The 25,646-nt window shown below is 61.3% G+C and carries 22 protein-coding genes; 11 read left to right on the forward strand and 11 right to left on the reverse strand.

All coding sequences use genetic code 11. From position 1 onward, the window contains the following. Positions 1-32: 32 nt before the first annotated feature. The 3 genes from ACOYXG_RS25750 to ACOYXG_RS25760 are packed head-to-tail and all read left to right on the forward strand — an operon-like array spanning position 33 to position 4,839. On the forward strand, positions 33-998 hold the full coding sequence (locus ACOYXG_RS25750) for an HlyD family secretion protein (protein ID WP_460354735.1): 966 nt from the start codon (positions 33-35) through the stop codon (positions 996-998). Beyond that, positions 995-3,721 (forward strand): ribosome-associated ATPase/putative transporter RbbA, encoded by a 2,727-nt coding sequence (rbbA, locus tag ACOYXG_RS25755; protein ID WP_460354738.1) that lies wholly within the window; start codon positions 995-997, stop codon positions 3,719-3,721. Before ACOYXG_RS25750 ends, rbbA begins: the two co-directional genes overlap by 4 nt. Beyond that, complete coding sequence (locus ACOYXG_RS25760) at positions 3,721-4,839, forward strand: ABC transporter permease (RefSeq protein ID WP_097089562.1); 1,119 nt, start codon at positions 3,721-3,723, stop codon at positions 4,837-4,839. Before rbbA ends, ACOYXG_RS25760 begins: the two co-directional genes overlap by 1 nt. Before the next feature lie 16 nt (positions 4,840-4,855). Here the strand turns inward: ACOYXG_RS25760 and ACOYXG_RS25765 are convergent, their stop codons facing one another. Further along, a complete protein-coding gene (locus ACOYXG_RS25765) occupies positions 4,856-5,263 on the reverse strand; it encodes a flagellar basal body-associated protein FliL (RefSeq protein ID WP_027610485.1) in 408 nt (135 codons plus the stop codon). 150 nt (positions 5,264-5,413) lie between these two features. Between ACOYXG_RS25765 and ACOYXG_RS25770 the strand changes: the two genes are divergently transcribed. After that, a complete protein-coding gene (locus ACOYXG_RS25770) occupies positions 5,414-6,391 on the forward strand; it encodes an NADPH:quinone oxidoreductase family protein (protein ID WP_096796130.1) in 978 nt (325 codons plus the stop codon). 69 nt (positions 6,392-6,460) lie between these two features. Here the strand turns inward: ACOYXG_RS25770 and ACOYXG_RS25775 are convergent, their stop codons facing one another. Both ACOYXG_RS25775 and ACOYXG_RS25780 read right to left on the reverse strand, forming a co-directional pair. Further along, a complete protein-coding gene (locus ACOYXG_RS25775; RefSeq protein ID WP_027610483.1) occupies positions 6,461-7,075 on the reverse strand; it encodes an energy transducer TonB in 615 nt (204 codons plus the stop codon). Positions 7,076-7,252: 177 nt separating this feature from the next. Then, entirely contained in the window at positions 7,253-7,882 is a 630-nt protein-coding gene (locus ACOYXG_RS25780; RefSeq protein WP_027610482.1) for a hypothetical protein, read from the reverse strand. A gap of 225 nt (positions 7,883-8,107) precedes the next feature. On the opposite strand from ACOYXG_RS25780, the gene glpT reads away from it, so the two are divergent. Next, a complete protein-coding gene (gene glpT, locus ACOYXG_RS25785) occupies positions 8,108-9,457 on the forward strand; it encodes a glycerol-3-phosphate transporter (RefSeq protein ID WP_027610481.1) in 1,350 nt (449 codons plus the stop codon). Here glpT and ACOYXG_RS25790 read toward each other — a convergent pair. Further along, positions 9,433-10,101 carry a gamma-glutamylcyclotransferase gene (locus ACOYXG_RS25790; RefSeq protein ID WP_460354746.1) on the reverse strand — a complete coding sequence of 223 codons (669 nt, stop codon included), beginning with the start codon at positions 10,099-10,101 and terminating at the stop codon, positions 9,433-9,435. The genes glpT and ACOYXG_RS25790 overlap by 25 nt on opposite strands. Before the next feature lie 354 nt (positions 10,102-10,455). Here ACOYXG_RS25790 and ACOYXG_RS25795 point away from each other — a divergent pair, with 354 nt between their 5' ends. After that, positions 10,456-10,929 (forward strand): sn-glycerol-3-phosphate transporter, encoded by a 474-nt coding sequence (locus ACOYXG_RS25795; protein WP_460354749.1) that lies wholly within the window; start codon positions 10,456-10,458, stop codon positions 10,927-10,929. Between the two features lie 9 nt (positions 10,930-10,938). Here ACOYXG_RS25795 and ACOYXG_RS25800 read toward each other — a convergent pair whose 3' ends face one another. The 6 genes from ACOYXG_RS25800 to ACOYXG_RS25825 form a co-directional block, all read right to left on the reverse strand. Further along, the gene (locus tag ACOYXG_RS25800; RefSeq protein ID WP_027610478.1) at positions 10,939-11,907 is read right to left on the reverse strand and encodes a CDP-6-deoxy-delta-3,4-glucoseen reductase; all 969 of its coding nucleotides are present in this window, start codon (positions 11,905-11,907) and stop codon (positions 10,939-10,941) included. Further along, entirely contained in the window at positions 11,907-13,373 is a 1,467-nt protein-coding gene (ubiD, locus tag ACOYXG_RS25805) for a 4-hydroxy-3-polyprenylbenzoate decarboxylase (RefSeq protein ID WP_003229330.1), read from the reverse strand. The genes ACOYXG_RS25800 and ubiD overlap by 1 nt, the downstream gene beginning before the upstream one ends. A 69-nt stretch (positions 13,374-13,442) precedes the next feature. Further along, entirely contained in the window at positions 13,443-15,443 is a 2,001-nt protein-coding gene (locus ACOYXG_RS25810) for an acyltransferase family protein (protein WP_460354753.1), read from the reverse strand. A 195-nt stretch (positions 15,444-15,638) separates the two neighbouring features. Further along, positions 15,639-16,898 carry a transcription termination factor Rho gene (rho, locus tag ACOYXG_RS25815; protein WP_003229334.1) on the reverse strand — a complete coding sequence of 420 codons (1,260 nt, stop codon included), beginning with the start codon at positions 16,896-16,898 and terminating at the stop codon, positions 15,639-15,641. Between the two features lie 247 nt (positions 16,899-17,145). Next, a complete protein-coding gene (trxA, locus tag ACOYXG_RS25820) occupies positions 17,146-17,475 on the reverse strand; it encodes a thioredoxin TrxA (RefSeq protein ID WP_003177349.1) in 330 nt (109 codons plus the stop codon). 120 nt (positions 17,476-17,595) lie between these two features. Then, positions 17,596-18,303 carry a FadR/GntR family transcriptional regulator gene (locus tag ACOYXG_RS25825; protein ID WP_097089549.1) on the reverse strand — a complete coding sequence of 236 codons (708 nt, stop codon included), beginning with the start codon at positions 18,301-18,303 and terminating at the stop codon, positions 17,596-17,598. 256 nt (positions 18,304-18,559) lie between these two features. On the opposite strand from ACOYXG_RS25825, the gene ACOYXG_RS25830 reads away from it, so the two are divergent. From ACOYXG_RS25830 to ppx, 5 genes are all read left to right on the forward strand, one after another. Further along, positions 18,560-19,345: a transporter substrate-binding domain-containing protein gene (locus ACOYXG_RS25830; RefSeq protein WP_096796124.1), complete on the forward strand. Its 786-nt coding sequence runs from the start codon at positions 18,560-18,562 to the stop codon at positions 19,343-19,345. Between the two features lie 22 nt (positions 19,346-19,367). Next, positions 19,368-20,036: an amino acid ABC transporter permease gene (locus ACOYXG_RS25835; RefSeq protein ID WP_202369147.1), complete on the forward strand. Its 669-nt coding sequence runs from the start codon at positions 19,368-19,370 to the stop codon at positions 20,034-20,036. Continuing rightward, positions 20,033-20,683 (forward strand): amino acid ABC transporter permease, encoded by a 651-nt coding sequence (locus ACOYXG_RS25840; protein ID WP_007968438.1) that lies wholly within the window; start codon positions 20,033-20,035, stop codon positions 20,681-20,683. Before ACOYXG_RS25835 ends, ACOYXG_RS25840 begins: the two co-directional genes overlap by 4 nt. Then, the gene (locus tag ACOYXG_RS25845; RefSeq protein ID WP_097089545.1) at positions 20,670-21,407 is read left to right on the forward strand and encodes an amino acid ABC transporter ATP-binding protein; all 738 of its coding nucleotides are present in this window, start codon (positions 20,670-20,672) and stop codon (positions 21,405-21,407) included. Before ACOYXG_RS25840 ends, ACOYXG_RS25845 begins: the two co-directional genes overlap by 14 nt. A 234-nt stretch (positions 21,408-21,641) precedes the next feature. Beyond that, entirely contained in the window at positions 21,642-23,144 is a 1,503-nt protein-coding gene (gene ppx / locus ACOYXG_RS25850; RefSeq protein ID WP_027610472.1) for an exopolyphosphatase, read from the forward strand. Between the two features lie 263 nt (positions 23,145-23,407). Here ppx and ppk1 read toward each other — a convergent pair whose 3' ends face one another. Then, positions 23,408-25,633 carry a polyphosphate kinase 1 gene (gene ppk1 / locus ACOYXG_RS25855; protein WP_007968444.1) on the reverse strand — a complete coding sequence of 742 codons (2,226 nt, stop codon included), beginning with the start codon at positions 25,631-25,633 and terminating at the stop codon, positions 23,408-23,410. Positions 25,634-25,646: the final 13 nt, after the last annotated feature.

A 25,646-nucleotide genomic window follows, 5' to 3' on the forward strand; every position in this document is an offset into this window, starting at 1 on the left:
CAGACTGCAAGCCACAGCCGCAGGATGCCCCCATGTCGACGCACAGCCGTTCTTCACTTCTATACGCCGGTTCGCTCTTGGTATTACTCGCCATCGCTGGCGGACTCGGTTACTGGATGTCCATCAGCAGCCGCCTGGTCGAAGGACTGTCGATGGGCAACGGGCGGCTGGAAGCCACCGAAGTGCAGATCGCCAGCAAGACTCCTGGGCGCCTCGCCGAAGTACTGGTCGACGAAGGCGACAAGGTCAGCAAAGGGCAATTGCTGGCACGCATGGACACCCGCACCCTTGAAGCCCAGCGTAATCAGGCCGAAGCCGAAGTGTTGCGCGCCCGGGAGAATCTCAACGCCGCTCAGGCCAACGTGCAGTTGCGCCAGAGTGAACTGCTGCTGGCCCAGCAAGAGCTCGGGCGTTCGCAATCACTGTTCAAGCACGGTTATGTCAGCGCGCAGATCATCGATCAGCTGCAGTCACGCATCGGCACTGGCAACGCTGCCGTTGTCGCCGCCCGGGCCCAAGTGTCTGCTGTCAGTGCGGCAATTGGCGCGGCACAGGCTCAAGTCGCACAGTTGACCAGTGAAATTGACGACAGCAGTCTGCGCGCGCCGATTGATGGCGTGATCCAGCTGCGCATGGCCGAGCCCGGCGAAGTGCTGGGGGCCGGTGGTCGCGTGCTGTTGCTGATCGATCCCAACGACCAATACATGAACCTCTATCTGTCAGCCGCGGTGGCCGGGCGCCTGGCGGTGGGCGATGAGGCGCGCGTGCTGCTCGATGCTTTGCCCGATAACCCGCTGCCGGCAAAAATCAGCTTCGTCGCAGCCAAATCGCAGTTCACTCCCAAAGAGGTCGAAACCCGCGACGAGCGGCAAAAACTGGTGTTCCGCGTCAAGCTGCGCCTGCTCCAGCCCAGCGCTGTGCCGCAGGCCAAGCCCGGCATGCCCGGGGCCGGTTACGTGCGGATCGCACCCGTCGAATGGCCGGCCAATCTGCAATGAGCAACCTTGCGGTTCAAGCAAACGGTATCGCCCACCGCTACGGCAAACAGCAAGCGCTGAGCGACATCACCTTCAGCCTGCCCGCCGGCACCCGTTGCGGGCTGATCGGCCCTGATGGTGCGGGCAAGTCCAGCCTGCTGGGGTTGATTGCCGGCGTGAAGACCTTGCAGCAAGGGCAACTGGACGTGCTCGGTGGCGCGATCGAGGATCGCCGGCATCGCGACACACTCTATGCGCGCATCGCCTTCATGCCGCAGGGGCTGGGCGGCAACTTGTACCCGGAGCTGTCGATCCGCGAGAACATCCAGTTCTTCTCGACGCTGTTCGGCCTGTCCAAGGCTGAAAGCGAGCAGCGCATGCACAGCCTGTTGCTCGCCACGGATCTGCTGAAGTTCGCCGAGCGCCCCGCCGGCAAGTTGTCCGGCGGCATGAAGCAGAAACTCGGGCTGTGCTGCGCGCTGATCCATGAACCGGATCTGCTGATCCTCGATGAGCCGACCACCGGCGTCGACCCGCTCTCGCGCCGGCGCTTCTGGGAGTTGGTCGACGATGTGCGACGCCAGCGCCCGCAACTGACGCTGCTGGTCGCCACGGCCTATATGGAAGAAGCCGAGCAGTTCGAGCATTGCCTGATGCTCGATGCCGGCAAGTTGATCGCCACCGGCCTGAGCCGCGAGCTGGCGACCGTCACCCCCAGCGGCAAGCTCGATGACGCCTTCACCTATTTCCAGGGCGACAGCCAGCATGACGCTCAGCCGCTGGTGATTCCACCGCGCACCGGCAACAGCAGCGACATCGCCATCGAAGCCCACGACCTGACGCTGCGCTTCGGCGATTTCACCGCCGTGGATCACGTCAGTTTTGCCATTGGCCGTGGCGAGATTTTCGGTTTTCTCGGCTCCAACGGCTGCGGCAAGACCACCACCATGAAAGTCCTGACCGGGCTGATGCCGGCCAGCGAAGGCAGTGCGACGCTGCTCGGCAACCCGGTGAACGCCAAGGATCTGGCCACGCGCAAGCGGGTTGGCTTCATGTCGCAGAGTTTTTCGCTGTATGGCGAACTCAGTGTGCGGCAGAACCTCGAACTGCACGCGCGGCTGTTCGACCTGCCCAAAACCGAGAGCGCACAACGCATCGAGGCATTGATTCAGCGCTTCAATCTGCTCGCGGTCGCCGACCAGCCATCCGGAGCATTGCCATTGGGGCTGCGCCAGCGTCTGTCACTGGCGGTGGCGGTGCTGCACCGCCCGGAGGTGCTGATTCTCGACGAGCCGACTTCCGGCGTCGATCCGGCAGCCCGTGATGATTTCTGGCGACTGTTGATCGAGTTGTCCCGCGAACAGGGCGTGACGATCTTCCTCTCCACGCACTTCATGAACGAAGCGCAGCGCTGCGACCGCATCTCGCTGATGCACGCGGGCAAAGTTCTCGCCTGCGACACCCCGGCGGCGCTGCAACGCCAGTTTGCCGGCGAGACGCTGGAAGCGGCCTTCGTCACCTGCCTGGAACAGGCTCAGGGCGCTCAGCCACCAGCGCCTGTGGCCGAGCCGCAAATGGCACCGCCGAGCGCAGCGACAACACCAGTGCCCCGCCATGGTTTCAGCCTCGGTCGCCTGTTGGCCGTGGCCAGTCGCGAAGGCAAGGAGCTGTTGCGCGACAAGGTGCGCATGGCGTTCGCCTTGGCCGGGGCGATTTTCATGATGGTGATTTTCGGTTACGGCATCTCGCTGGACGTGGAAAACCTCGCGTTCGCCGTGTACGACCAGGATCAGACGCCGCAGAGCCGGGCTTATCTGGAGGCGTTTCGCGGCTCCCGCTACTTCGACGAACAGCCGGCCATTCATGATCCGCAGGAACTGCACCGGCGCCTGCAACGCTCGGAAATCAAACTGGCGCTTGAGATTCCCCCCGGATTCGGCCGCGATCTGTACGCCGGGCGCCAACCCGCCGTGGCGGCGTGGCTGGATGGCGGCATGCCGTTTCGCGCCGAAACCAGCCGCAATTATGTTGAAGCAGTGCACTTGGCCAATCTGCAACAGCTGGCCGAGCAGAGCAGCCCCGCGCTGGCCCACCCGGCGGCCGCCAGCCTGGAAACCCGCTTTCGCTACAACCAGGACGTGGTCAGCGTCAACGCTATTGGCCCCGGGGTCATGGCGCTGATCCTCGCCTTCATTCCGGCGATGCTCACGGCGCTGGGCATCGTCCGCGAAAAGGAGTTGGGGTCGATCACCAATTTCTACGCCACGCCCCTGACCCGCCTCGAATTTCTGCTGGGCAAACAGGCGCCGTACCTGCTGGTCAGTCTGGTCAACCTGGCGCTGCTGGTGGCGATGAATCGCTGGCTGTTCGGCGTGCCGTTCAAGGGCAGCCTGCTGACGCTGGCATTCGGCGGCCTGCTGTACGTGCTGGCGACCACCAGCATGGGCCTGCTGATCTCGGCGTTCACCCGCACGCAAATCGCCGCGATCCTCGGCACCATGATCATCACCAGCCTGCCGACCATCCAGTTCTCCGGGCTGATCGTGCCGCGCTCGTCGCTGGAAGGTGCGGCAGCAGTGATGGGCATGCTGTTTCCGGCGGGGCACTTCCTCGACATCGCGGTGGGTACGTTCACCAAGGCGCTGGACTTGCGTCAGCTGTGGCCACAGTGCCTGGCGCTGTTCGGGTTCTTTGTCGGGTTCACCGGGCTGAGCCTGATCATGCTGAAAAAGCAGGAGGCCTGATGCACAAGTTCGCGCACATCCTGCGCCTGGGACTCAAGGAACTGACCAGCCTGCGCCATGACAGCGTGTTGCTGCTGTTCCTGTTCTACGCCTTCACCGTGGCGATTTACATGCCCGCCGCCGGTTCGGTGATCGGCGTGCACAACGCCAGCGTGGCCATCGTCGACGAAGACCACAGCGCCCTCTCACGCCAATTGGCCCAGGCCCTGCAGCCGCCGGAATTCCAGACGCCGGTGCTGCTGCCTTATGCGCAACTGGATCAGGTCATGGACAGCGGTGAGTACACCTTCGTGATCAATATTCCGGCGGGCTTTCAAACCGACTTGCTCGCCACGCGGCAACCGGCGATTCAGGTCAACGTCGATGCCACAGCCATGAGCCAGGCGTTCATGGGCGCCGGCTACATCGGCCGGATCTTCCAGCGCGAATTGCTCGACTATGCCGGTCAGGGCGGTGCAGCGGCCAAGGCACCCGTGCAACTGACTACTCGCGCCCTGTTCAACACCAATCTGGAGGGCGGCTGGTTTCTGGCGGTGATTCAGATCGTCAACAACATCACTATTCTGGCGATCATCCTCACCGGCACGGCGCTGCTGCGCGAACGCGAACACGGCACGCTCGACCATTTGCTGGTGCTGCCACTGACGGCGCTGGAAATCATGCTGGCGAAAATCTGGAGCAACCTGCTGGTGGTGGTGTTGTGCACCTGGCTGTCGCTGGAGGTGGTGGTCAAAGGCCTGTTGAATGTGCCGTTGGCCGGCTCGATGAGCCTGTTTTTGCTGGTGACTGCGGTTTATCTGTTTGCCAGTACCGCGCTGGGCATCTTTCTGGCGACGCTGGCGCGCTCGACGCCGCAGTTCGGTCTGCTGGCGATTCCGGTGATCATCCCGATGTTGCTGCTGTCGGGCGGCAGCACGCCATTGGACAGCATGCCGCAGTGGCTGCAGTGGGTCATGCAGGGCTCGCCGTCCACGCATTTTGTCAGCCTCAGCGCCGCGATTCTGTTTCGCGACGCCGGGCTGAGCGTGGTCTGGCCGGACTTGCTGGCGCTGACGGCCATCGGTCTGCTGTTCTTCGTTATCGCCCTGGCGCGCTTTCGCAAGAGCCTGGCGTCCTGAACAGCGGCCAGCGTGGTTACTGAATGATCAGGTTGTTGAACAACAGATCTTCAACCACCGGTTTGCCGGTCTCGTCATTCATCACTTGCTGGGTCTGCTTCAGGGCTTCCTGACGCAGCTTTTCCTTGCCTTCGATGCTGCCCATCGCCTCGGTTGTCTGCTGAGTGAACAGCGCCACCAGTTGATTGCGGATCAGCGGCTCGTTGGCCTTGACCAGCTTGGTCGCCTCTTCGCCCGTTACACGCAGCGCCACGTCGGCCTTGTAGACCTTCAGCTTAGGCGTGCCGTCCAGCCCGTAGTTACCCACGAACGGCGGGCTCAGGGTGATGTAATTGACCTTCGGCGCCTCGCCTTCTTTGGCTTCTTCGGCCAGCGCTGCCACAGGCAGAGACAGGGCCAGCAACAACATGATCCACGCTTTCACAATTCGCTCCTTATCCGGTTTGCGGCCTAGCATAACGACCCGCCGCGCAAGCACAAGCTTATGGCTGACTATCAGGGCCGGGCATGCTCGTTGACCCGTTGACTGACACACCTACACTTATCGGCCATCACTCCCAAAGGAATAGCCCTGATGAAAGCCGTGCTGTGCAAAGCCTTCGGCCCTGCCGAATCGCTGGTGCTGGAAGACGTCGCCAGTCCTGTCGCGAAGAAGAACGAAATCCTGCTGGAGGTGCACGCCGCCGGGGTCAACTTCCCGGACACGCTGATCATCGAGGGCAAGTATCAGTTCAAGCCGCCCTTCCCGTTTTCGCCGGGGGGCGAAGCGGCCGGCGTGGTCAGCGCCGTCGGTGAGAAAGTCAGCCACCTGAAAGTCGGCGACCGGGTCATGGCCCTGACCGGCTGGGGCAGCTTCGCCGAACAGGTCGCGGTGCCGGGCTACAACGTGCTGCCGATCCCGCCGTCGATGGATTTCAACACCGCCGCCGCGTTCAGCATGACCTACGGCACTTCGATGCACGCCCTCAAGCAACGGGCCAACCTGCAACCGGGCGAGACCCTGCTGGTGCTCGGCGCTTCCGGTGGCGTCGGTCTGGCGGCGGTGGAAATCGGCAAAGCCATGGGTGCCCGGGTCATCGCCGCCGCCAGCAGTGCAGAGAAACTCGCCGTGGCCAAGGCCGCTGGCGCCGATGAACTGATCAACTACAGCGAAACCAGCCTCAAGGATGAAATCAAACGCCTCACCGACGGCCAGGGCGCCGACGTGATCTACGACCCGGTCGGTGGCGACCTGTTTGACCAGGCCATCCGCGCCATCGCCTGGAACGGCCGCCTGCTGGTGGTCGGCTTCGCCAGCGGACGCATCCCCGAGCTGCCGGTCAACCTCGCCCTGCTCAAGGGCGCCGCGGTACTCGGCGTGTTCTGGGGCTCCTTTGCCCAGCGCCAGCCGCAGGACAACGCGGCGAACTTCCAGCAACTGTTCGACTGGTTCGCCGAGGGCAAGTTGAAACCGCTGGTGTCGCAGGTGTATCCGCTGAGCAACGCGGCGCAGGCGATCAACGATCTGGGGCAGCGCAAGGCGGTGGGCAAGGTGGTGGTGCAGGTGCGCTGAGTGTTTTCTGGCCGGTGACCTCTCGGAGCCGGCCTGATTCGCGCCAGGCAGCAACACAGCGTCGCTGGCTCAAAGCAACTCACGAACCTCTCCCGGCAGAAAACTCATGTAGCTACGCATAGGAGCTTCCCGGCAGCCTCTGACGATCATCGGTACGCGCCGGTTCATCTTGGCGATGATTGCCAGACGTTGTTCATCGGCCAACTGACTCTTGAGAATCACGTTGGAAACGTAAGCACGGGTGTAATTAAACACTTCTGCGTCGACCCAGGCGTGCTCAGGCATGTTCCTGAAACCGTCATTGATGACGCGACACTTTACTGACTTCAGCCACTGGTTGATGTCGATCGGCTGGTCCCTGGCCAATCGAAAGAGCATCGGCGCCACGACGGGCTGTTCCGCAGGCCGACCGTCTTCAATCGTCCAGGGCCTGAAGCGCCACTGTGTTATGGCGTCTTTGACCGCCTCAGCCAGATCGGGGTGATCACTTTGCACGATGTCGATCGCGCTGACCGAGCCATCCGCCTTGACGATAAAGCTGACCCTGACCTCGCCTTCGACCCCTGCCCTGGACAACCTCTTCGGGTAAATCGGCTGCGGGTTGTTTTCAGGTATGAGTAACCCTTCTGCCGCCAGTGCAAGACTGAAGATCGTCAATAAAAGCCCTGCAAAAAACCACCGCATGATCGCGCCCCTTCCCTATTGAGATGCCTGTCCGGCAACAACAGAAAGTTTAAGGAGCACTGTCTTTTTACTGAATGGCGCAGCTTCGCTATTGAATGCAGGACATTTCCTGATCCCGATGGGAAATCCGACGAAACCGCTGGGCAAATGACGGCAGGTACATTTTCTGACGGACGTTTAGCCGCCGCTCGCACCAGCAACGTCGCCCGGCAACAAGTGCTCCTGCACCTTCAGGCTGCGCGACGGAATCAGCCGACCCTTGTCGTCGAAGCGCAGGACGATCAGCCAGTCAAAGACCTCATCCGGCCATTTTTCCTGCCCCATCAGGGCTGTGGGGTCACCGCCAAAGGCTTTGAGCAGTTTGTTGATATGGCCGTGGTGCCAGGCAATCAGCACCGTCTGCGCCTGATTGCTCTTGCGCAACAGTTTGACCAGTTGATGCAGGTCGCCATTGACGTAGGGCTGCTCGATCGCAAGGTTCAAGCGCTGGGCCAACGGGGTCAGGGTCAGGCGTGAGCGCGAACTTTCCGGGGTATCGCCGGCAGCGATCAAACGCTGGGGGGTGAACGTCTGGCCGTCGAGTTTCAGCGGATTGAAATAGTCGACGTAGGCGGCGGCGCGTTGCTCGCCTCGGGCATTGAGCACCGATCCTGTATCCGGTTTTTCCGCATGCCGAATGATCAGCACCGTAGCGTTGCGCAGGCCGGAATGAGCAGGATGATCGGTGACGATCAATGTCAGCAACACGACCGCAAGTCCCGCTGCCACCAAAAATCTCGGCACCAACATGCGAACCTTCAGTGACATTGCTTATCTCGGCTGATCAATCGGCTGAACGGGCCGCGAGTCTAAGTCACTCCAGGTAGATAAGTGGTGAAAACGCCCTGTTCTTACAGCTGAGCGACAGGTTCGTAAAAGAACGCGCGAATTCCAACATTTCCCCTGTTTTGCCAATGCGAACCGGTGCTATTTTCGGTAACGAAACTGTAACATTCGCATCCGCAGTCAAAACAAGAAATCTGGAGCTCTTGAATGTTTGCTTTCTTTCGTCCTGCCGCACATCAGGCTCCATTGCCTGAAGAAAAAATAGACAGTACTTACCGACGCCTACGCTGGCAGATCTTCGCCGGTATCTTCTTTGGCTACGCGGGTTACTACCTGCTGCGCAAAAACTTCTCGCTGGCCATGCCGTACCTGATCGACGAAGGCTACAGCCGTGGCGATCTGGGTCTGGCGATGTCGGCCATCGCCATTGCCTACGGTCTGTCGAAGTTCCTGATGGGCCTGGTGTCCGACCGTTCCAACCCGCGCTACTTCCTGCCATTCGGCCTGCTGGTGTCAGCCGGGGTGATGTTCATTTTCGGTTTCGCGCCGTGGGCGACGTCCAGCGTGACCATGATGTTCATCCTGCTGTTCATCAACGGCTGGGCCCAGGGCATGGGCTGGCCGCCGAGCGGACGCACCATGGTGCACTGGTGGTCGCAGAAGGAACGTGGCGGCGTGGTTTCGGTGTGGAACGTGGCGCATAACGTCGGTGGCGGTCTGATCGGCCCGCTGTTCCTGATCGGCATGGGCCTGTTCAACGACTGGCACGCAGCCTTCTACGTTCCGGCAGCGGTGGCGCTGGGCGTGGCGGTGTTTGCCTTCATCACCATGCGCGACACCCCGCAATCGGTCGGCCTGCCGCCGATCGAGAAGTACAAGAACGATTACCCGGAAGGCTACGACGCCAGCCACGAAGACGAATTCAGCGCCAAGGAAATTTTCGTCAAATACGTGCTGCGCAACAAAATGCTCTGGTACATCGCCATGGCCAACGTGTTCGTTTACCTGCTGCGCTACGGCGTACTGGATTGGGCGCCGACCTACCTGAAAGAAGCCAAAGGTTTCACCGTGGATAAAACCTCGTGGGCCTATTTCTTCTACGAGTGGGCGGGCATTCCGGGCACGCTGCTGTGCGGCTGGATGTCGGACAAGATCTTCCGTGGCAATCGTGGCCTGACCGGCATGGTGTTCATGGCGCTGGTGACCGTGGCGACGCTGGTGTACTGGCTGAACCCGGCCGGCAACCCGACGGTGGACATGATCGCGCTGTTCTCGATCGGCTTCCTGATCTATGGCCCGGTGATGCTGATCGGCCTGCAGGCGCTGGAACTGGCACCGAAGAAAGCCGCCGGCACGGCTGCGGGCTTCACCGGTCTGTTCGGTTACCTGGGTGGTTCGGTCGCGGCGAGTGCGGCAATGGGCTACACCGTTGACCACTTCGGCTGGAACGGTGGTTTTGTCCTGCTGGTGGGCGCTTGCCTGCTGTCGATGGCCTTCCTGGCCCCGACCCTGTGGCACAAGCAAGTCGCCAGTCAGAGCCGCGAAGCCGTCGCCTGATCGGCTTTTGACTGACAGCGCTTGAGCCGCGCCTCCAGATTTCGATCCGGCATGGCGTGGCTGCGCAGGGCGTGGACGGTCTGCTCGACATAATCACGAGTGGTGCCGTAACGCCCGCAAGCGCTTTCGAACACCTGACTCAGCACGTGATCCGGCAAGTTGCCGGCATAGCTGGGCAGGTGTCGCTCCAAAACAAACCCTAACGCCTGAACCTGACTGCCATCTTCGAGCCGGCAGTTCAGCCAGTGCGGGCGATAGGACGGGAACGGCATCTCGCGTTTCCACAGCGCGTACAGCGCAGCGTCGAGGTTCTCTTCCGGCAGCCGATAGGCGAAGCCGCTGCATGAACCGCCGCGATCCAGACCAAATACCAGCCCGGGCATTTCCGGCGTTCCGCGATGCTCATGCGACCACAGGTACAAGCCACGATGGTAGCCATGGACTCGTCCGCGCACCCGCTCCACCGCCGTACATTCCGGGCGCCAGATCAGCGAACCGTAGGCGAACAGCCACACCGGGCCGCCCTTGTGGCGCGCCATGGTCGATTGCATCGAGACGAGAAGTTGTTCGTGGGTCAGCTGCGGCCCCAGATCGAGCCGCGGAGGGTAAGCCAGATTCACAAAAGCAGATTCAATGGCTGTCATGACGGAAGTGTTCGGCCCCGCAAGTATTACAAGATGTAAGCACAATTCGCTGGATAGAACATATAGCAGTAACTGTAAAACGAAAAGTGCTAAAGGATGTATGGCCTGCCCGATAGCGCTAACTGGGGGTTATCAGCCCCGGCTATGCGGCTTTATATAGCCTAATACCATTGCAGAAATATCTTAAATACCCGAATGAAATATGCATAAGCCTTCGCTTGTTCAGGTTTCGTTCATGAAGGCGCGGGAAACTTCCTACTAAAATGTCGGACTTTCTTTCTTCTCCGTCGCTGAACGCCTACGTATAACGGCCTTCCTCTGGCGCAAGCCATCCCGTTTAACTGAGGCTGCACTATGAAAATCCCAAGACTTCTGGCCGCGTTGCTGATGGCTCAGGCCGGCCATGCATTGGCCGAGGACAATGCGCAAGGCAAAGGCTTCTGGTATGCCCAGACCAGTGTATATACCCGACATTACTCGCCCGACCCCGAACACAATAATCATCAGGACTTGATCGGCATCGAACGCAATCAGGCTTCCGGCTGGGTATTTGGCGGGGCAACTTTCCGTAACTCGTTCCGCCAGCGCTCGAACTACGCCTATGTCGGCAAGCGCTATGACAGCAGCGAATATCCGCTGTATCTGAAAGTCACCGGTGGGCTGTTGCAGGGTTATCACGGTGATTACAAGGACAAGATTCCTTTGAACCGCTACGGCGTTGCGCCGGTGATCATTCCGTCCGTCGGGACTCACTACGGCCCATTGGCCGCCGAGCTGGTATTTCTCGGCGCCAATGCGGCGATGGTGACTAGCGGCGTACGTTTCTAGGGGCGCGGTTCAAGACCGAGGCGCATACGCAAATACATCGGCGCGCATCTGGTGCGCATCCATCCCGGCTTCCACCAGCGCATCCAGAGTGCCGTAGACCATCGCCGGCGAGCCGCTGGCGTAGACGTGCAAGGGCTTCAGATCCGCGAAGTCTTCACACACGGCCTGGTGCAACATCCCGCAGCGCCCTTCCCAACCGCACTGGTCGCTGACGACTTTGTGCAGGAACAGATTGGGCAGCTTCAACCATTCGTCCCAATGTTCGATCTCGTAGAAATCTTCCGGACGGCGTACACCCCAATACAGATGCACCGGGTGTTTGAAGCCGTTGGCGCGGCAGTGTTCGATCAGGCTGTGGATCTGGCCCATGCCGGTACCGGCGGCGATCAGTACCAGCGGCCCGTCAGGCAACTCGGCGAGGTGGGTGTCGCCGAATGGCAGCTCGACGCGCACCAGCGGGTTGCGCTGCAGTTGCTCGATCAGACTCAGGGCACTGGCTTCGCGGGCCAGTACGTGGATTTCCAGATCGCGCCCGCCGTGCGGCGCCGAGGCCATGGAGAACGCCGACTTCTCGCCGTTTTCACGCTCGATCATCAGGTACTGCCCGGCGTGATAACGCGGCGGCTTGCCGGCCGGCGCACGCAGACGCACGCGCCAGGTGTCGCCGCCGACATCCCGGCATTCGATGACCTGACACGACAGGCTGCGCACCGGCAGTTCTCCCAGCGCGAGCACGCCATCCCACAGCAGGACGCAGTCTTCCAGCGGCTCGGCTATGCAAGTGTAGAACTCGCCGTGGTCGTGCACCTTGCCGGCCTGCTCGACCCGGCCTTCCACCAACAGCGCCGCACACACGTGGCAATTGCCATTGCGACAGCTTTGCGGACATTCATAGCCCAGGCGCCGCGCACCATCGAGAATCCGCTCGCCGGGCCGTATCTCAAGCACCGCTCCGGAGGGCTGCAGGGTTACACGCATCAATCTATTCCTAACTGATTCCAGATGGCATCGATCCGCTGGGTGACGGCGTCGTCCTTGACGATTACGCGGCCCCACTCGCGAGTGGTTTCGCCCGGCCACTTGTGGGTGGCATCCAGGCCCATTTTCGAGCCCAGGCCGGACACCGGCGAGGCGAAGTCGAGGTAGTCGATCGGCGTGTTGTCGATCATCACCGTGTCGCGCTTGGGGTCCATGCGCGTGGTGATGGCCCAGATCACGTCGTTCCAGTCCCGGGCGTTGATATCGTCGTCAGTGACGATAACGAACTTGGTGTACATGAACTGTCGCAAAAACGACCAGACACCGAGCATCACGCGCTTGGCATGCCCCGGATACGACTTCTTCATCGTCACCACGGCCATGCGGTACGAGCAGCCTTCCGGCGGCAGATAGAAATCGGTGATCTCCGGGAACTGCTTCTGCAGGATCGGCACGAACACTTCGTTCAGCGCCACGCCGAGGATCGCCGGCTCATCCGGTGGACGGCCGGTGTAGGTGCTGTGATAGATCGGCTTGATCCGGTGGGTAATGCGCTCGACGGTGAACACCGGGAAGCTGTCGACTTCGTTGTAGTAACCGGTGTGGTCGCCGTACGGGCCTTCGTCGGCCATTTCGCCCGGATGAATCACGCCTTCGAGGATGATCTCGGCAGTGGCCGGCACTTGCAGGTCGTTGCCACGGCACTTGACCAGCTCGGTGCGGTTACCGCGCAACAGGCCGGCGAAAGCGTATTCGGAGAGACTGTCCGGCACCGGCGTCACGGCGCCGAGGATGGTCGCAGGGTCGGCGCCCAGCGCCACGGAGACCGGGAATGGCTGGCCCGGATGCTTCTCGCACCACTCACGGAAGTCCAGCGCACCGCCACGGTGGCTGAGCCAGCGCATGATCACCTTGTTGCGGCCGATCACTTGCTGACGGTAGATACCGAGGTTCTGGCGGTCCTTGTTCGGGCCTTTGGTGACAGTCAGGCCCCAGGTGATCAGCGGGCCGACGTCGCCGGGCCAGCAGGTCTGCACCGGCAGCATCGCCAGGTCGACGTCGTCGCCTTCGATGACCACTTCCTGGCACACCGCGTCTTTGACGACTTTCGGCGCCATCGAGATGATCTTGCGGAAGATCGGCAGTTTCGACCACGCGTCCTTCAAGCCCTTCGGTGGCTCCGGCTCCTTGAGGAAAGCCAGCAGCTTGCCGATCTCGCGCAGTTCGCTGACCGACTCGGCGCCCATGCCCATGGCCACCCGCTCCGGGGTGCCAAACAGGTTGCCGAGCACCGGGATGTCGTAGCCGGTCGGCTTCTCGAACAGCAGCGCCGGGCCCTTGGCCCGCAGTGTGCGGTCGCACACCTCGGTCATCTCCAGCACCGGCGAGACGGGAATCTGGATGCGTTTCAACTCTCCGCGCTGCTCAAGCTGCTGCACGAAATCCCGAAGATCCTTGAATTTCATTGACGATGGCACCCTCAAAATAGGCGTACATCCTACCTGCTATGCAGCCCTGTGGCAGCCTGTCGCTGCTTACTTGGCTGCATTCGTCTGCGCTTTGCCAAGGTTTTCCCGGCCTTGCAGGCCGATAAACAGCGGCTCAAGGATCGGCGCCACAAACCGCGCACCGACTTCGGACAGGTGATTGTCATCGGTGTACAGCGAGTAGCCGCCGAGCTCGGCGTGGCACAGGCCGTTTTCATCACACAGTCGCGGCGCCGGATCGACCACGCGCACCGCCGGATCATTCTGCGCCAACTGCGCGAACAACTGACTGATGAACACCTGACGTTTGTGGTGCGCCTCGACGGCCAGTCCGACGTCATCCACCGGGCGATCGAGCATCGCCAGCCGCGTCAGCCGATACGGCGGGCTGAACGCCTGCAACGGCGCCTCTTTCACCAGCCATACGCGATGCCCGGCTGCCCGCAATTGTGCGACGCGAGTGCGCAGGCCTTCGGCAAAACGCTGCTCCGCCTCGGCGCGATCGTAACGACCGTCTGGCGTTCTCAAGACATGCCCGAGATCACCCTTGGCATCGCCGTACAGGTACAGGCTCCAGCGGGCGACCAGCACCACATCGCTGATCGCCTGGGTTTTCAGCCCCTGCTCGACCCGCTTGTTGAAGCGTGCACAAACACCGTCATGCTCCAGCCCATCGACCGGAATGCAACCCGGAGAACTGGCCAGAATCACACTGACACCGTGGGCCTTGGCACCGTCATCGAACACCGGGATCAGCGCGGTGGCATGGCTGTCGCCCCAGACCAGCGCGCGGGTCGGCAGATCCGCCACGCCGTAATGGCAGAACAGCTTGTCGTCAGGGGTCTTGTCGTCCGCCAGACATGCCATCAGCTCCGGCCGCCACTCGCGGCCCTTGGCATATTGCAGCGCCTGCTCGGACAGGCGCCATGGCAAGCCATCGGTCCAGCGCAGTGATTGCCCGGCCAGACCGAGCACCAGGATCCCGCAGAAACCGGCCAGCAGAATCTGCCGACGACCGGCGAGCAGGCGCCGTTCACGGAACGGCGTTTCGACGAACTTCCATGACAGATAACCCAGCACCAGGGTCAGCAGAATCAACCCGGCCGTGTCGAGCGCGCCCGGCTCATCGACACTGGCGTAGCTGGAAAACACGAATACCGGCCAGTGCCACAAATACCAGGAATAGGAGATCAGCCCGAGGCCGACCATCACCCGACTGCTCAACAATTGACCAACCAGCGTTTCGCGATGACCGTTGGCCAGAATCAGCAGCACCACGCCCAGCACCGGCAGCAACGCGGTGACACCCGGGAACGGCGTCGACTTGTCATAGGCAAACACCGCCAGCAGGATCAACCCCATGCCGAGCAGGCTCAAGGCCTGGGCAGCCATCGGTTTCAAGCGCCACGCGTGTTTCGGCGCGACCGCCAGCATCGCCCCGGCGAGCAATTCCCAGGCGCGCATCGGCAACAGGAAGAAACCCTTTTCCGGATGATGCTGGATCGCCCACACACTCAGCCCGAACGACACCAGCAGCACGCCGAACAGCGCCAGCCGCCAGTGTTTCAGGCGGCTCGAGAGCAACGTCAGCAGCAGCGGGAAGAAGATGTAGAACTGCTCCTCCACCGCCAGTGACCACGTGTGCAACAGCGGTTTCAGGTCAGAGGCAACGTCGAAGTAGCCGTCCTGACGCATGAACAGGATGTTCGAGACGAACGTCACCTGATAGCGCACCGAACGCCCCAGCTCTTCGTAGTCCTTGGGCGCCAGCAGGAACCAGCCCACCGCCAGCACCGCAATGATCATCGCGAACAGCGCCGGCAGAATCCGCCGCGCACGCCGCGCCCAGAACTCGACGAAGCTGAAACGGCCAGCCTGACGCTGATTCCAGATGATCGAGGTGATGAGGTAGCCGGAAATCACGAAGAACACGTCCACGCCGACAAAACCGCCGGTAAACCCCGGGACGCCAAAATGGAACAGCACCACGGCGATCACCGCGACTGCTCGCAGGCCGTCGATATCCCTTCGATAAGCGAGTGTGCTCATAAAATCTTTAATGCCAATCAGGTGGTTGTTTTTTGTACAGCACGAGCCTTAATCACAGAGGCTCCGAGCGCTGTTTGTGGGTTGCCCGATCACAGACCTTACCAGATCAGGAACCTCCCATTGCCGGGGTAAATTTCATGCAAAAAAAAGGCGCCCCCCAAAGGGGCGCCCTTTTTATCGGTTCAACCGGCGATGTTACTTGCGCTTCATCGACAGGAAGAACTCGTCGTTGGTCTTGGTCGTTTTCAGCTTGTCGACCAGGAACTCGATGGCAGCCACTTCGTCCATCGGGTGCAGCAGCTTGCGCAGGATCCACATGCGCTGCAGTTCGTCGTCGGCGGTCAGCAACTCTTCGCGGCGGGTGCCGGAACGGTTGATGTTGATGGCCGGGAACACACGCTTCTCGGCGATCTTGCGATCCAGAGGCAGTTCCATGTTGCCGGTACCCTTGAACTCTTCGTAGATCACTTCGTCCATCTTCGAGCCGGTTTCAACCAGCGCGGTGGCGATAATGGTCAGCGAGCCGCCTTCTTCGATGTTGCGCGCAGCACCGAAGAAACGCTTCGGTTTCTCCAGGGCGTGGGCGTCAACACCACCGGTCAGCACCTTGCCGGAGCTCGGGATCACGGTGTTGTAGGCACGGGCCAGACGGGTGATGGAGTCGAGCAGGATCACCACGTCCTTCTTGTGTTCGACCAGGCGCTTGGCCTTCTCGATCACCATTTCGGCAACCTGCACGTGACGGGTCGGCGGTTCGTCGAAGGTCGAGGCAACCACTTCGCCGCGCACGGTGCGCTGCATTTCGGTTACTTCTTCCGGACGTTCGTCGATCAACAGCACGATCAGGTGAACTTCAGGGTTGTTACGGGCGATGTTCGCCGCGATGTTCTGCAGCATGATCGTCTTACCGGCTTTCGGCGGTGCAACGATCAGACCACGCTGGCCTTTGCCGATCGGGGCGCACAGGTCGATCACACGACCGGTCAAGTCTTCGGTGGAACCGTTGCCGGCTTCCATCTTCATGCGCACGGTCGGGAACAGCGGGGTCAGGTTCTCGAAGAGAATCTTGTTCTTCGCGTTCTCCGGACGATCGAAGTTGATCGTGTCGACCTTGAGCAGAGCGAAGTAACGCTCGCCTTCCTTCGGAGGGCGGATCTTGCCAACGATGGTGTCACCGGTGCGCAAGTTGAAACGACGGATCTGGCTCGGCGAGACGTAGATATCGTCCGGGCCGGCGAGGTAGGAAGCGTCAGCGGAGCGCAGGAAGCCGAAGCCGTCCTGGAGAATCTCCAGCACGCCATCACCGGAGATTTCCTCGCCGCTTTTCGCGTGCTTTTTCAGCAGGGAGAAAATCACGTCCTGCTTGCGCGAACGGGCCATATTTTCTATGCCCATCTGTTCGGCCAATTCGAGCAGTTCGGTAATCGGCTTTTGCTTGAGTTCAGTCAGATTCATATAGGAATGACGTAATCATTTATGGAGGGGGGAAATTAAGCTTTTGGCTTAATGAGGCCGCGCCGCGGAGAAGGCGACAGGATCGCGAACTTGTTCGAAAAGGAGTGCGTCGGCGACGGCTAGCAGGGGGCAGTGGAGAAACCAGTGCGGGGCCGAATGTACCACCTGAGTTTCGGAGCGTCTAGCCCTGAATACGCAAAAAGCCCCGCAAATTGCGAGGCTTTTTTTCGGCGATTTACTGCGACGCTTAGATGTTGGCGTCGAGGAAAGCAGCCAGTTGCGACTTCGACAGGGCGCCGACTTTGGTCGCTTCAACGTTGCCGTTCTTGAACAGCATCAGCGTCGGGATACCACGCACGCCGTGCTTGGCCGGGGTTTCCTGGTTTTCGTCGATGTTCAGTTTGGCGATGGTCAGCTTGCCTTTGTAAGTCTCGGCAATCTCGTCCAGAACCGGAGCGATCATTTTGCAAGGGCCGCACCATTCAGCCCAGTAGTCGACCAGTACAGCGCCTTCGGCCTTGAGTACGTCGGCTTCGAAGCTGGCGTCGCTAACGTGTTTGATAAGATCGCTGCTCATGGAATTCTCCAGGTTGTAAGCAAAAAAACGTGGCCCATCATAGCCGCCCTTCCCTTGTTCAGGAAGCCGCAGTTGATTGAGTCTTGCTATGGCACTCGATGAGTTTGGGTATAGCCCAAGTCACGCCGTGGCGGGGGCAATGAAGGAAATTCCGGTGCGCAGGGCGGCGTTGCGCACGTGTTCCTGCATGGCCTTCTGGGCCGCAGCGGATGCCCGGCGCGCCAGTGCACGAAGGATCTTGCGGTGCTCCTGCCAGGTTTCCATCGCCCGTTCGGCGCGGATGAACGGTAGCTTCTGGCTCTCCAGAAAGATCTCGGCGCTGGCGGTGAGGATGCTCAGCATCGCCTGATTGCCGCTGGCCAGCAGAATACGCCGATGGAATTCGAAGTCGAGTTTCGCCGCGGCCTCGAAGTCGCCGGCCTTCAATTGCTCACGCATCGCCGCGACGTTGTCCTCAAGCGCATCCAGGTCAAACGTGCTTAAGGTCACCGCCGCCAGCCCGGCGGCAAACCCCTCCAGCGCATAGCGCAACTGAAAGATGTCCAGTGGCGAGGCCTGCGCTGCGAACGGCCAGCCCGGCGCATTGTCACCCTGCGCAATGTCCACCGGTGCCTGCACGAACACGCCTTTGCCCGGCTGGATGCTGACCACGCCCAGCGCACTGAGCGACGACAGCGCCTCGCGCAACGACGCCCGACTGACCCCCAGTTGCACCGCCAGATCCCGTTGCGACGGCAACGCATCGCCCGCACCGAAACCCTGCTCAGTGATCAGTTTGCGTATGGCTTGCAGCGCCACTTCGGGTACGGCGCGGGAGATCGAGTTCATGGTTTTTCAGACGAGCCAGGCCAAGGTGCGGCTAGTTGTAAAGCTATTCGCCGGTTCCGGCAAGTCGTGCCCCAGCAGGGTTCGGCGCCCGCTGCCGGTGCGCTATCGGGGTGCGAAATACAACCTGACTGTTCAGACCAGTAAGACCGAACAAACCCGGCAAACCCGTGGCCTGCCGGGGATAAAACCGGGTATTGGCACGGCGCATGCTCTGTCCGATCGCAGAAATCACTTCCCGTCGATCCGGAGATTTGCCATGACCCTGCGTTACCGAGCCCTCCTCGCCGCTCTGTTTTCCAGCCTGATGCTGAGCCAGATCCCCGCCCACGCCGATGGCCTGGAAGACGTGGTCAAACGCGGCACACTGAAAGTTGCCGTGCCTCAGGACTTCCCGCCATTCGGCTCGGTCGGCCCGGACATGAAACCCCGTGGCCTGGATATCGACACGGCGAAGCTGCTGGCTGATCAACTTAAGGTCAAACTCGAACTGACCCCGGTCAACAGCACCAACCGCATCCCGTTCCTCACCACCGGCAAGGTCGACCTGGTGATCTCCAGCCTCGGCAAGAACCCGGAGCGCGAGAAAGTCATCGACTTCTCCCACGCCTACGCGCCTTTCTACCTCGCGGTGTTCGGCCCGCCTGATGCCGCCGTCACTACGCTCGACGACCTCAAGGGCAAAACCATCAGCGTCACCCGTGGCGCCATCGAAGACATCGAGCTGACCAAGGTCGCCCCCGAAGGCGTGACCATCAAGCGCTTCGAGGACAATAACTCGACCATCGCCGCCTACCTCGCCGGCCAGGTCGATCTGATCGCCAGCGGCAACGTGGTGATGGTGGCGATCAGCGAGAAGAACCCGAAACGCGTGCCGGCGCTGAAAGTGAAGCTCAAGGATTCGCCGGTCTACGTCGGCGTGAACAAGAACGAGCCCGCGCTGCTGGGCAAGGTCAACGAGATCCTCGCCACCGCCAAGGCTGACGGCGCGCTGGAGAAAAACTCGCAGACCTGGCTCAAAGAGCCGCTGCCGGCCGACCTCTGATCGGTCGCGCGGGAGACAATCGATGGCTTATCAGTTCGATTTCATGCCGGTGGTGCAAAACACCGACCTGCTGCTGCGCGGCGCGCTGTTCACCCTGGAGCTGACGGCGATTGGCGCGCTGTTCGGGGTCGGCGTGGGCATCGTCGGCGCGCTGGTACGGGCGTGGAACATCCGCCCGTTCTCGGCACTCTTCGGCGTCTACGTCGAGTTGATCCGCAACACGCCATTTCTGGTGCAACTGTTCTTCATCTTCTTCGGCCTGCCATCCCTCGGGGTGCAGATTTCCGAGTGGCAGGCGGCCGTGCTGGCGATGGTGATCAACCTCGGCGCGTATTCGACCGAGATCATCCGCGCCGGCATCCAGGCGATTCCGCGCGGACAACTGGAAGCCGCTGCCGCATTGGCGATGAGCCGTTTCGAAGCGTTCCGCCACGTGGTCCTGCTGCCGGCGCTGGGCAAGGTCTGGCCGGCCCTGAGCAGCCAGATCATCATCGTCATGCTCGGTTCGGCGGTGTGTTCGCAGATCGCCACCGAGGAGCTGAGCTTCGCCGCCAACTTCATTCAGTCGCGCAACTTCCGCGCCTTTGAAACCTATGCGCTGACCACGCTGATCTACCTGTGCATGGCGCTGCTGATCCGCCAGTTGCTGAACTGGATCGGCCGCCGCTATATCGCGAGGAGCAGCCGATGAGCGACTTCACTTTCTGGGACATCCTGCGCAACCTGCTGACCGGCCTGCAATGGACGCTGGCGTTGTCGCTGGTGGCGTTCATTGGCGGCGGGATCGTCGGGCTGCTGATTCTGGTCATGCGCATCTCGAAAAACCCGTTGCCGAGCAATATCGCCCGCACCTGGATCGAGTTGTTCCAGGGCACACCGCTGCTGATGCAGCTGTTTCTGGTGTTCTTCGGCGTGGCGCTGGCCGGGATCGAGATCTCGCCGTGGATGGCGGCGGCGATTGCCCTGACATTGTTCACCAGCGCCTACCTGGCGGAGATCTGGCGCGGTTGCGTCGAAGCGATCCCCAATGGCCAATGGGAAGCCTCGTCGAGTCTGGCGCTGAATCCGCTGGAGCAACTGCGCTACGTGATCCTGCCGCAAGCGCTGCGCATCGCCGTGGCGCCGACCGTGGGCTTCTCGGTGCAAGTGGTCAAAGGCACTGCGGTGACCTCGATCATCGGCTTCACCGAGCTGACCAAGACCGGCGGCATGCTCGCCAACGCCACTTTCGAACCGTTCATGGTCTACGGCCTCGTCGCCCTCGGCTACTTCCTGCTCTGCTACCCCTTGTCGCTCAGCGCGCGCTACCTGGAAAGGAGACTGCATGCCTCTGCTTAGAATTTCCGCCCTGCATAAATACTACGGCGATCACCACGTGCTCAAAGGCATCGACCTGAGCGTCGAGGAAGGCCAGGTGGTGGCGATCATCGGCCGCAGCGGCTCGGGCAAATCGACCCTGCTGCGCACCCTCAATGGTCTGGAGTCGATCAACGACGGGGTGATCGAAGTCGACGGCGAATACCTCGACGCCGCCCGCGCCGACCTGCGCAGCCTGCGGCAGAAAGTCGGCATGGTGTTCCAGCAGTTCAACCTGTTCCCGCACCTGACCGTCGGCGAAAACGTGATGCTCGCCCCGCAAGTGGTGCAGAAAGTACCGAAGGCCAAGGCAGCCGAGCTGGCACGCAAGATGCTCGAACGCGTCGGGCTGGGGGAGAAGTTCGACGCCTTCCCGGATCGGTTGTCCGGCGGACAGCAACAGCGCGTGGCGATTGCCCGGGCGCTGGCGATGTCGCCGAAAGTGTTGCTGTGCGACGAGATCACCTCGGCGCTGGACCCGGAGCTGGTCAATGAAGTGCTCGCCGTGGTGCGCCAACTGGCGAAAGAAGGCATGACGCTGATCATGGTCACCCACGAAATGCGCTTTGCCCGGGAAGTCGGCGACAAGCTGGTGTTCATGCACCATGGCAAGGTGCATGAGGTGGGGGATCCGAAGGTGTTGTTTGCCAGTCCGCAGACGGCGGAGCTTGCGAATTTCATTGGCACGGTGGAAACAACAGCCTGAAATAGCCGCAGTGATGGGGCGGACGCCTTCGCGAGCAGGCTCGCTCCCACAGGGATCTCTGTTGGACCACTATGGTGAGTTCGCTGCAAAACCTGTGGGAGAGAGCCTGCTCGCGAATGGCCGCGCCGCGGTCTCAAGCTTTTATGCGCAGGATCAACGGTTTGAGCCATGCGCGTTGGCGTCAGCGTTTGATCGTGGCACGATGGCGGGGTTATCGACCGAGACCCCCTGACCATGCCGCAATCCAAAGCCAAGAATCTGTCCCTGATCGCCGCAATCGACCTGGGCTCCAACAGCTTCCACATGGTCGTGGCCAAGGCCCAGAACGGTGAAATCCGCATCCTGGAGCGCCTCGGAGAGAAAGTGCAGCTCGCCGCCGGTATCGACGATGAGCGCCATCTCAACGAAGAATCGATGCAGCGTGGCCTCGACTGCCTCAAGCGCTTTGCCCAACTGATCAACGGCATGCCACTGGGCGCCGTGCGGATCGTCGGCACCAACGCCCTGCGCGAAGCACGCAATCGCCTGGAATTCATCCACCGCGCCGAAGAGATCCTTGGCCACCCGGTGGAAGTCATCTCCGGCCGTGAAGAAGCGCGGCTGATTTATCTGGGCGTTTCGCACACCCTCGCCGACACCCCGGGCAAGCGTCTGGTGGCCGACATCGGCGGCGGCAGTACCGAATTCATCATCGGGCAGCGTTTTGAACCGCTGCTGCGCGAAAGCCTGCAAATGGGCTGCGTCAGCTTCACCCAGCGTTATTTCAAGGACGGCAAGATCACCCCGGCCCGTTACGCCCAGGCGTACACGGCGGCACGGCTGGAGATCATGAGCATCGAGCACGCCCTGCACCGCCTGACCTGGGATGAAGCCATCGGCTCCTCGGGCACCATCCGCGCCATCGGCCTGGCGCTGAAGGCCGGCGGGCATGGCACCGGCGAAGTGAATGCCGAAGGCCTGGCCTGGCTCAAGCGTCGTCTGTTCAAACTGGGTGACGTCGACAAGATCGACTTCGAAGGCATCAAGCCTGACCGTCGGGCAATCTTCCCGGCTGGCCTGGCGATTCTCGAAGCGATCTTCGACGCCCTCGAACTGCAACGCATGGATCATTGCGAAGGCGCGCTGCGTGAAGGCGTGCTCTACGACCTGCTCGGGCGCCATCACCACGAAGACGTGCGCGAACGCACCCTGACTTCGCTGATGGAGCGCTATCACGTCGATCTGGAACAAGCCGCGCGAGTTGAACGCAAGGCACTGCACGCCTTCGATCAGGTCGCCGCAGACTGGGAGCTGGATGACGGCATCTGGCGCGAATTGCTCGGTTGGGCAGCGAAGGTCCACGAAGTCGGCCTCGACATCGCGCACTACCACTATCACAAGCACGGCGCCTATCTGATCGAGCACTCGGACCTTGCCGGTTTCTCCCGCGAAGACCAGCAAATGCTCGCCCTGCTGGTGCGCGGCCATCGCCGCAACATCCCCAAGGACAAGTTCGCCGAGTTCGGTGACGACGGCGACAAGCTGATCCGCCTGTGCGTGCTGCTGCGCTTCGCGATCCTGTTCCACCACATCCGTGGTACCCAGGCGATGCCGCAAGTGACGCTGCATGCCAAAGGCAACACCCTCGACGTGGAATTCCCGGAGAACTGGTTGGATGAAAACCAACTGACTCAGGCCGACTTTGGCCTCGAAGCCGACTGGCTGACGCGGGTGGGGATCGTTCTGACCGTGCATTGAGTAACGGGCAGGCACAAAAAAGGCGATCCTTCGGGATCGCCTTTTTATTGGGTGTTTGGCTTGGTTCAAAAGGGGTGCTTGAGATCGATCCCCCTCACCCCAGCCCTCTCCCCCAAGGGGGCGAGGGGGAAAGGGAGCCGATTTATGGGCCTTTCAAATCCTGAGTTCGACTCGAAATCTCAGGTCGATGTACCTCGAACATCCAACTCGGTCAGTCCCCTCTCCCTCCGGGAGAGGGTTAGGGTGAGGGCGCTTTTAAGCTGTTAGCTGCTCACCGGCAGAATCGGGCTGCCCAGGCGTTCCAGCAACGTCGCCTGCGCGCTGCGCGGGTTCTGGTTGCCGGTTGGCGTGTTGCGGATGTAACGGCCATCCGACTGCAGGCTCCAGCTATGGGTGTTGTCGGTCAGGTACAGCTCCAGCTCTTTCTTGACGCGGGTCAGCAGCTTCTTGCCTTCCACCGGGAAGCAAGTCTCGACGCGCTTGTCGAGGTTGCGCTCCATCCAGTCGGCGCTGGAGAGGAACATCTGCTCCTCGCCGCCGTTGAGGAAGTAGAACACTCGGGTGTGTTCAAGGAAGCGACCGATGATCGAGCGCACATGGATGTTGTGCGAAACCCCGGCGATGCCCGGACGCAGGCAGCACATGCCACGCACCACCAGATCGATGCGCACGCCGGACTGGCTGGCCTTGTACAGCGCACGAATGATCTTCGGATCGGTCAGCGAGTTGAACTTGGCGATGATGTGCGCCGGTTTGCCTTCGATGGCGAACTGGGTTTCCCGGGCAATCATGTCGAGCATGCCCTTCTTCAGAGTGAACGGCGCGTGCAGCAGCTTCTTCATGCGCAGGGTTTTACCCATGCCGATCAACTGACTGAACAGTTTACCGACGTCTTCACACAAGGCGTCGTCGGAGGTCAACAGGCTGTAGTCGGTGTATAGACGCGCATTGCCGGCGTGGTAGTTACCGGTGCCGAGGTGCGCGTAACGCACGATCTCACCGGCCTCGCGGCGCAGGATCAGCATCATCTTGGCGTGGGTCTTGAAGCCGACCACGCCGTAAATCACTACCGCACCGGCCGCTTGCAGACGGCTGGCCAGTTGCAGGTTCGACTCTTCGTCGAAGCGGGCGCGCAGTTCGATGACTGCGGTCACTTCCTTGCCGTTACGCGCGGCGTCCACCAGCGCATCGACAATTTCCGAGTTGGCGCCGGAGCGGTACAGGGTCTGGCGCACAGCCAATACATGCGGGTCTTTCGCCGCTTGGCGCAGCAGGTCGACCACCGGAGTGAACGACTCGAACGGGTGCAGCAGCAGGATGTCCTGCTTGCTCACTACGCTGAAAATGTTCTCGCTGTTCTGCAGCAGTTTCGGGATCTGCGGGGTGAACGGCGTGTATTGCAGCTCCGGGTGGCTGTCCAGACCGGTGATGCTGAACAGACGGGTCAGGTTGACCGGGCCGTTGACCTGATACAGCTCGGTCTCGCTCAGGTTGAACTGCTTGAGCAGATAGTCCGAGAGGTGTTTCGGGCAGGTGTCGGCGACTTCCAGGCGCACCGCATCACCGTAGCGCCGCGAGAACAGCTCGCCACGCAGGGCGCGCGCAAGGTCTTCGACATCTTCGGAGTCGAGCGCCAGGTCGGCGTTTCGGGTCAGGCGGAACTGGTAGCAGCCCTTGACCTTCATGCCCTGGAACAGGTCATCGGCGTGGGCGTGGATCATCGACGACAGGAACACATAGTTGTCGCCCGGGCCGCCGACTTCTTCCGGAACCTTGATGATCCGTGGCAGCAGGCGCGGTGCCGGGATGATTGCCAGACCGGAATCGCGACCGAAGGCGTCGATGCCTTCCAGTTCGACGATGAAGTTCAGGCTCTTGTTCACCAGCAACGGGAACGGGTGCGTCGGGTCGAGGCCGATCGGGGTGATGATCGGTGCGATCTCGTCGCGGAAGTAGCGGCGCACCCAGGTCTTGATCTTGGTCGTCCAGTGCCGGCGACGGATGAAGCGCACCTGATGCTTTTCCAGCTCCGGCAGCAGGATGTCGTTGAGGATCGCGTACTGGCGGTCAACGTGACCGTGCACCAGCTCGCTGATCCGCGCCAGCGCCTGATGCGGTTGCAAACCGTCGGCACCGGCCTGTTCCCGGGCGAAGGTGATCTGCTTTTTCAGGCCGGCGACGCGGATTTCAAAGAATTCGTCGAGGTTGCTGGAGAAGATCAGCAGGAACTTCAGCCGCTCCAGCAACGGATAGGACTCGTCCAGCGCCTGTTCCAGCACGCGGATGTTGAACTGCAATTGCGAAAGCTCGCGATGGATATACAGGCTGCTGTCATCCAGGCCCGGGATCGCAATCACTGGCGCCGCCGCGACGGCTTCGGTAACCGGCGCGGGTGGCGCAGGCTCGAGTTCCGGCGGGGTTTCGGTGATTTGCTCCACCACCGGTTGAGCTTCTTTTACTGCAACTTCAGTGAGTCCTTCGGTATTCATCGAATGTTCCTGG

The organism is Pseudomonas sp. G3-39 (genome assembly GCF_054790485.1).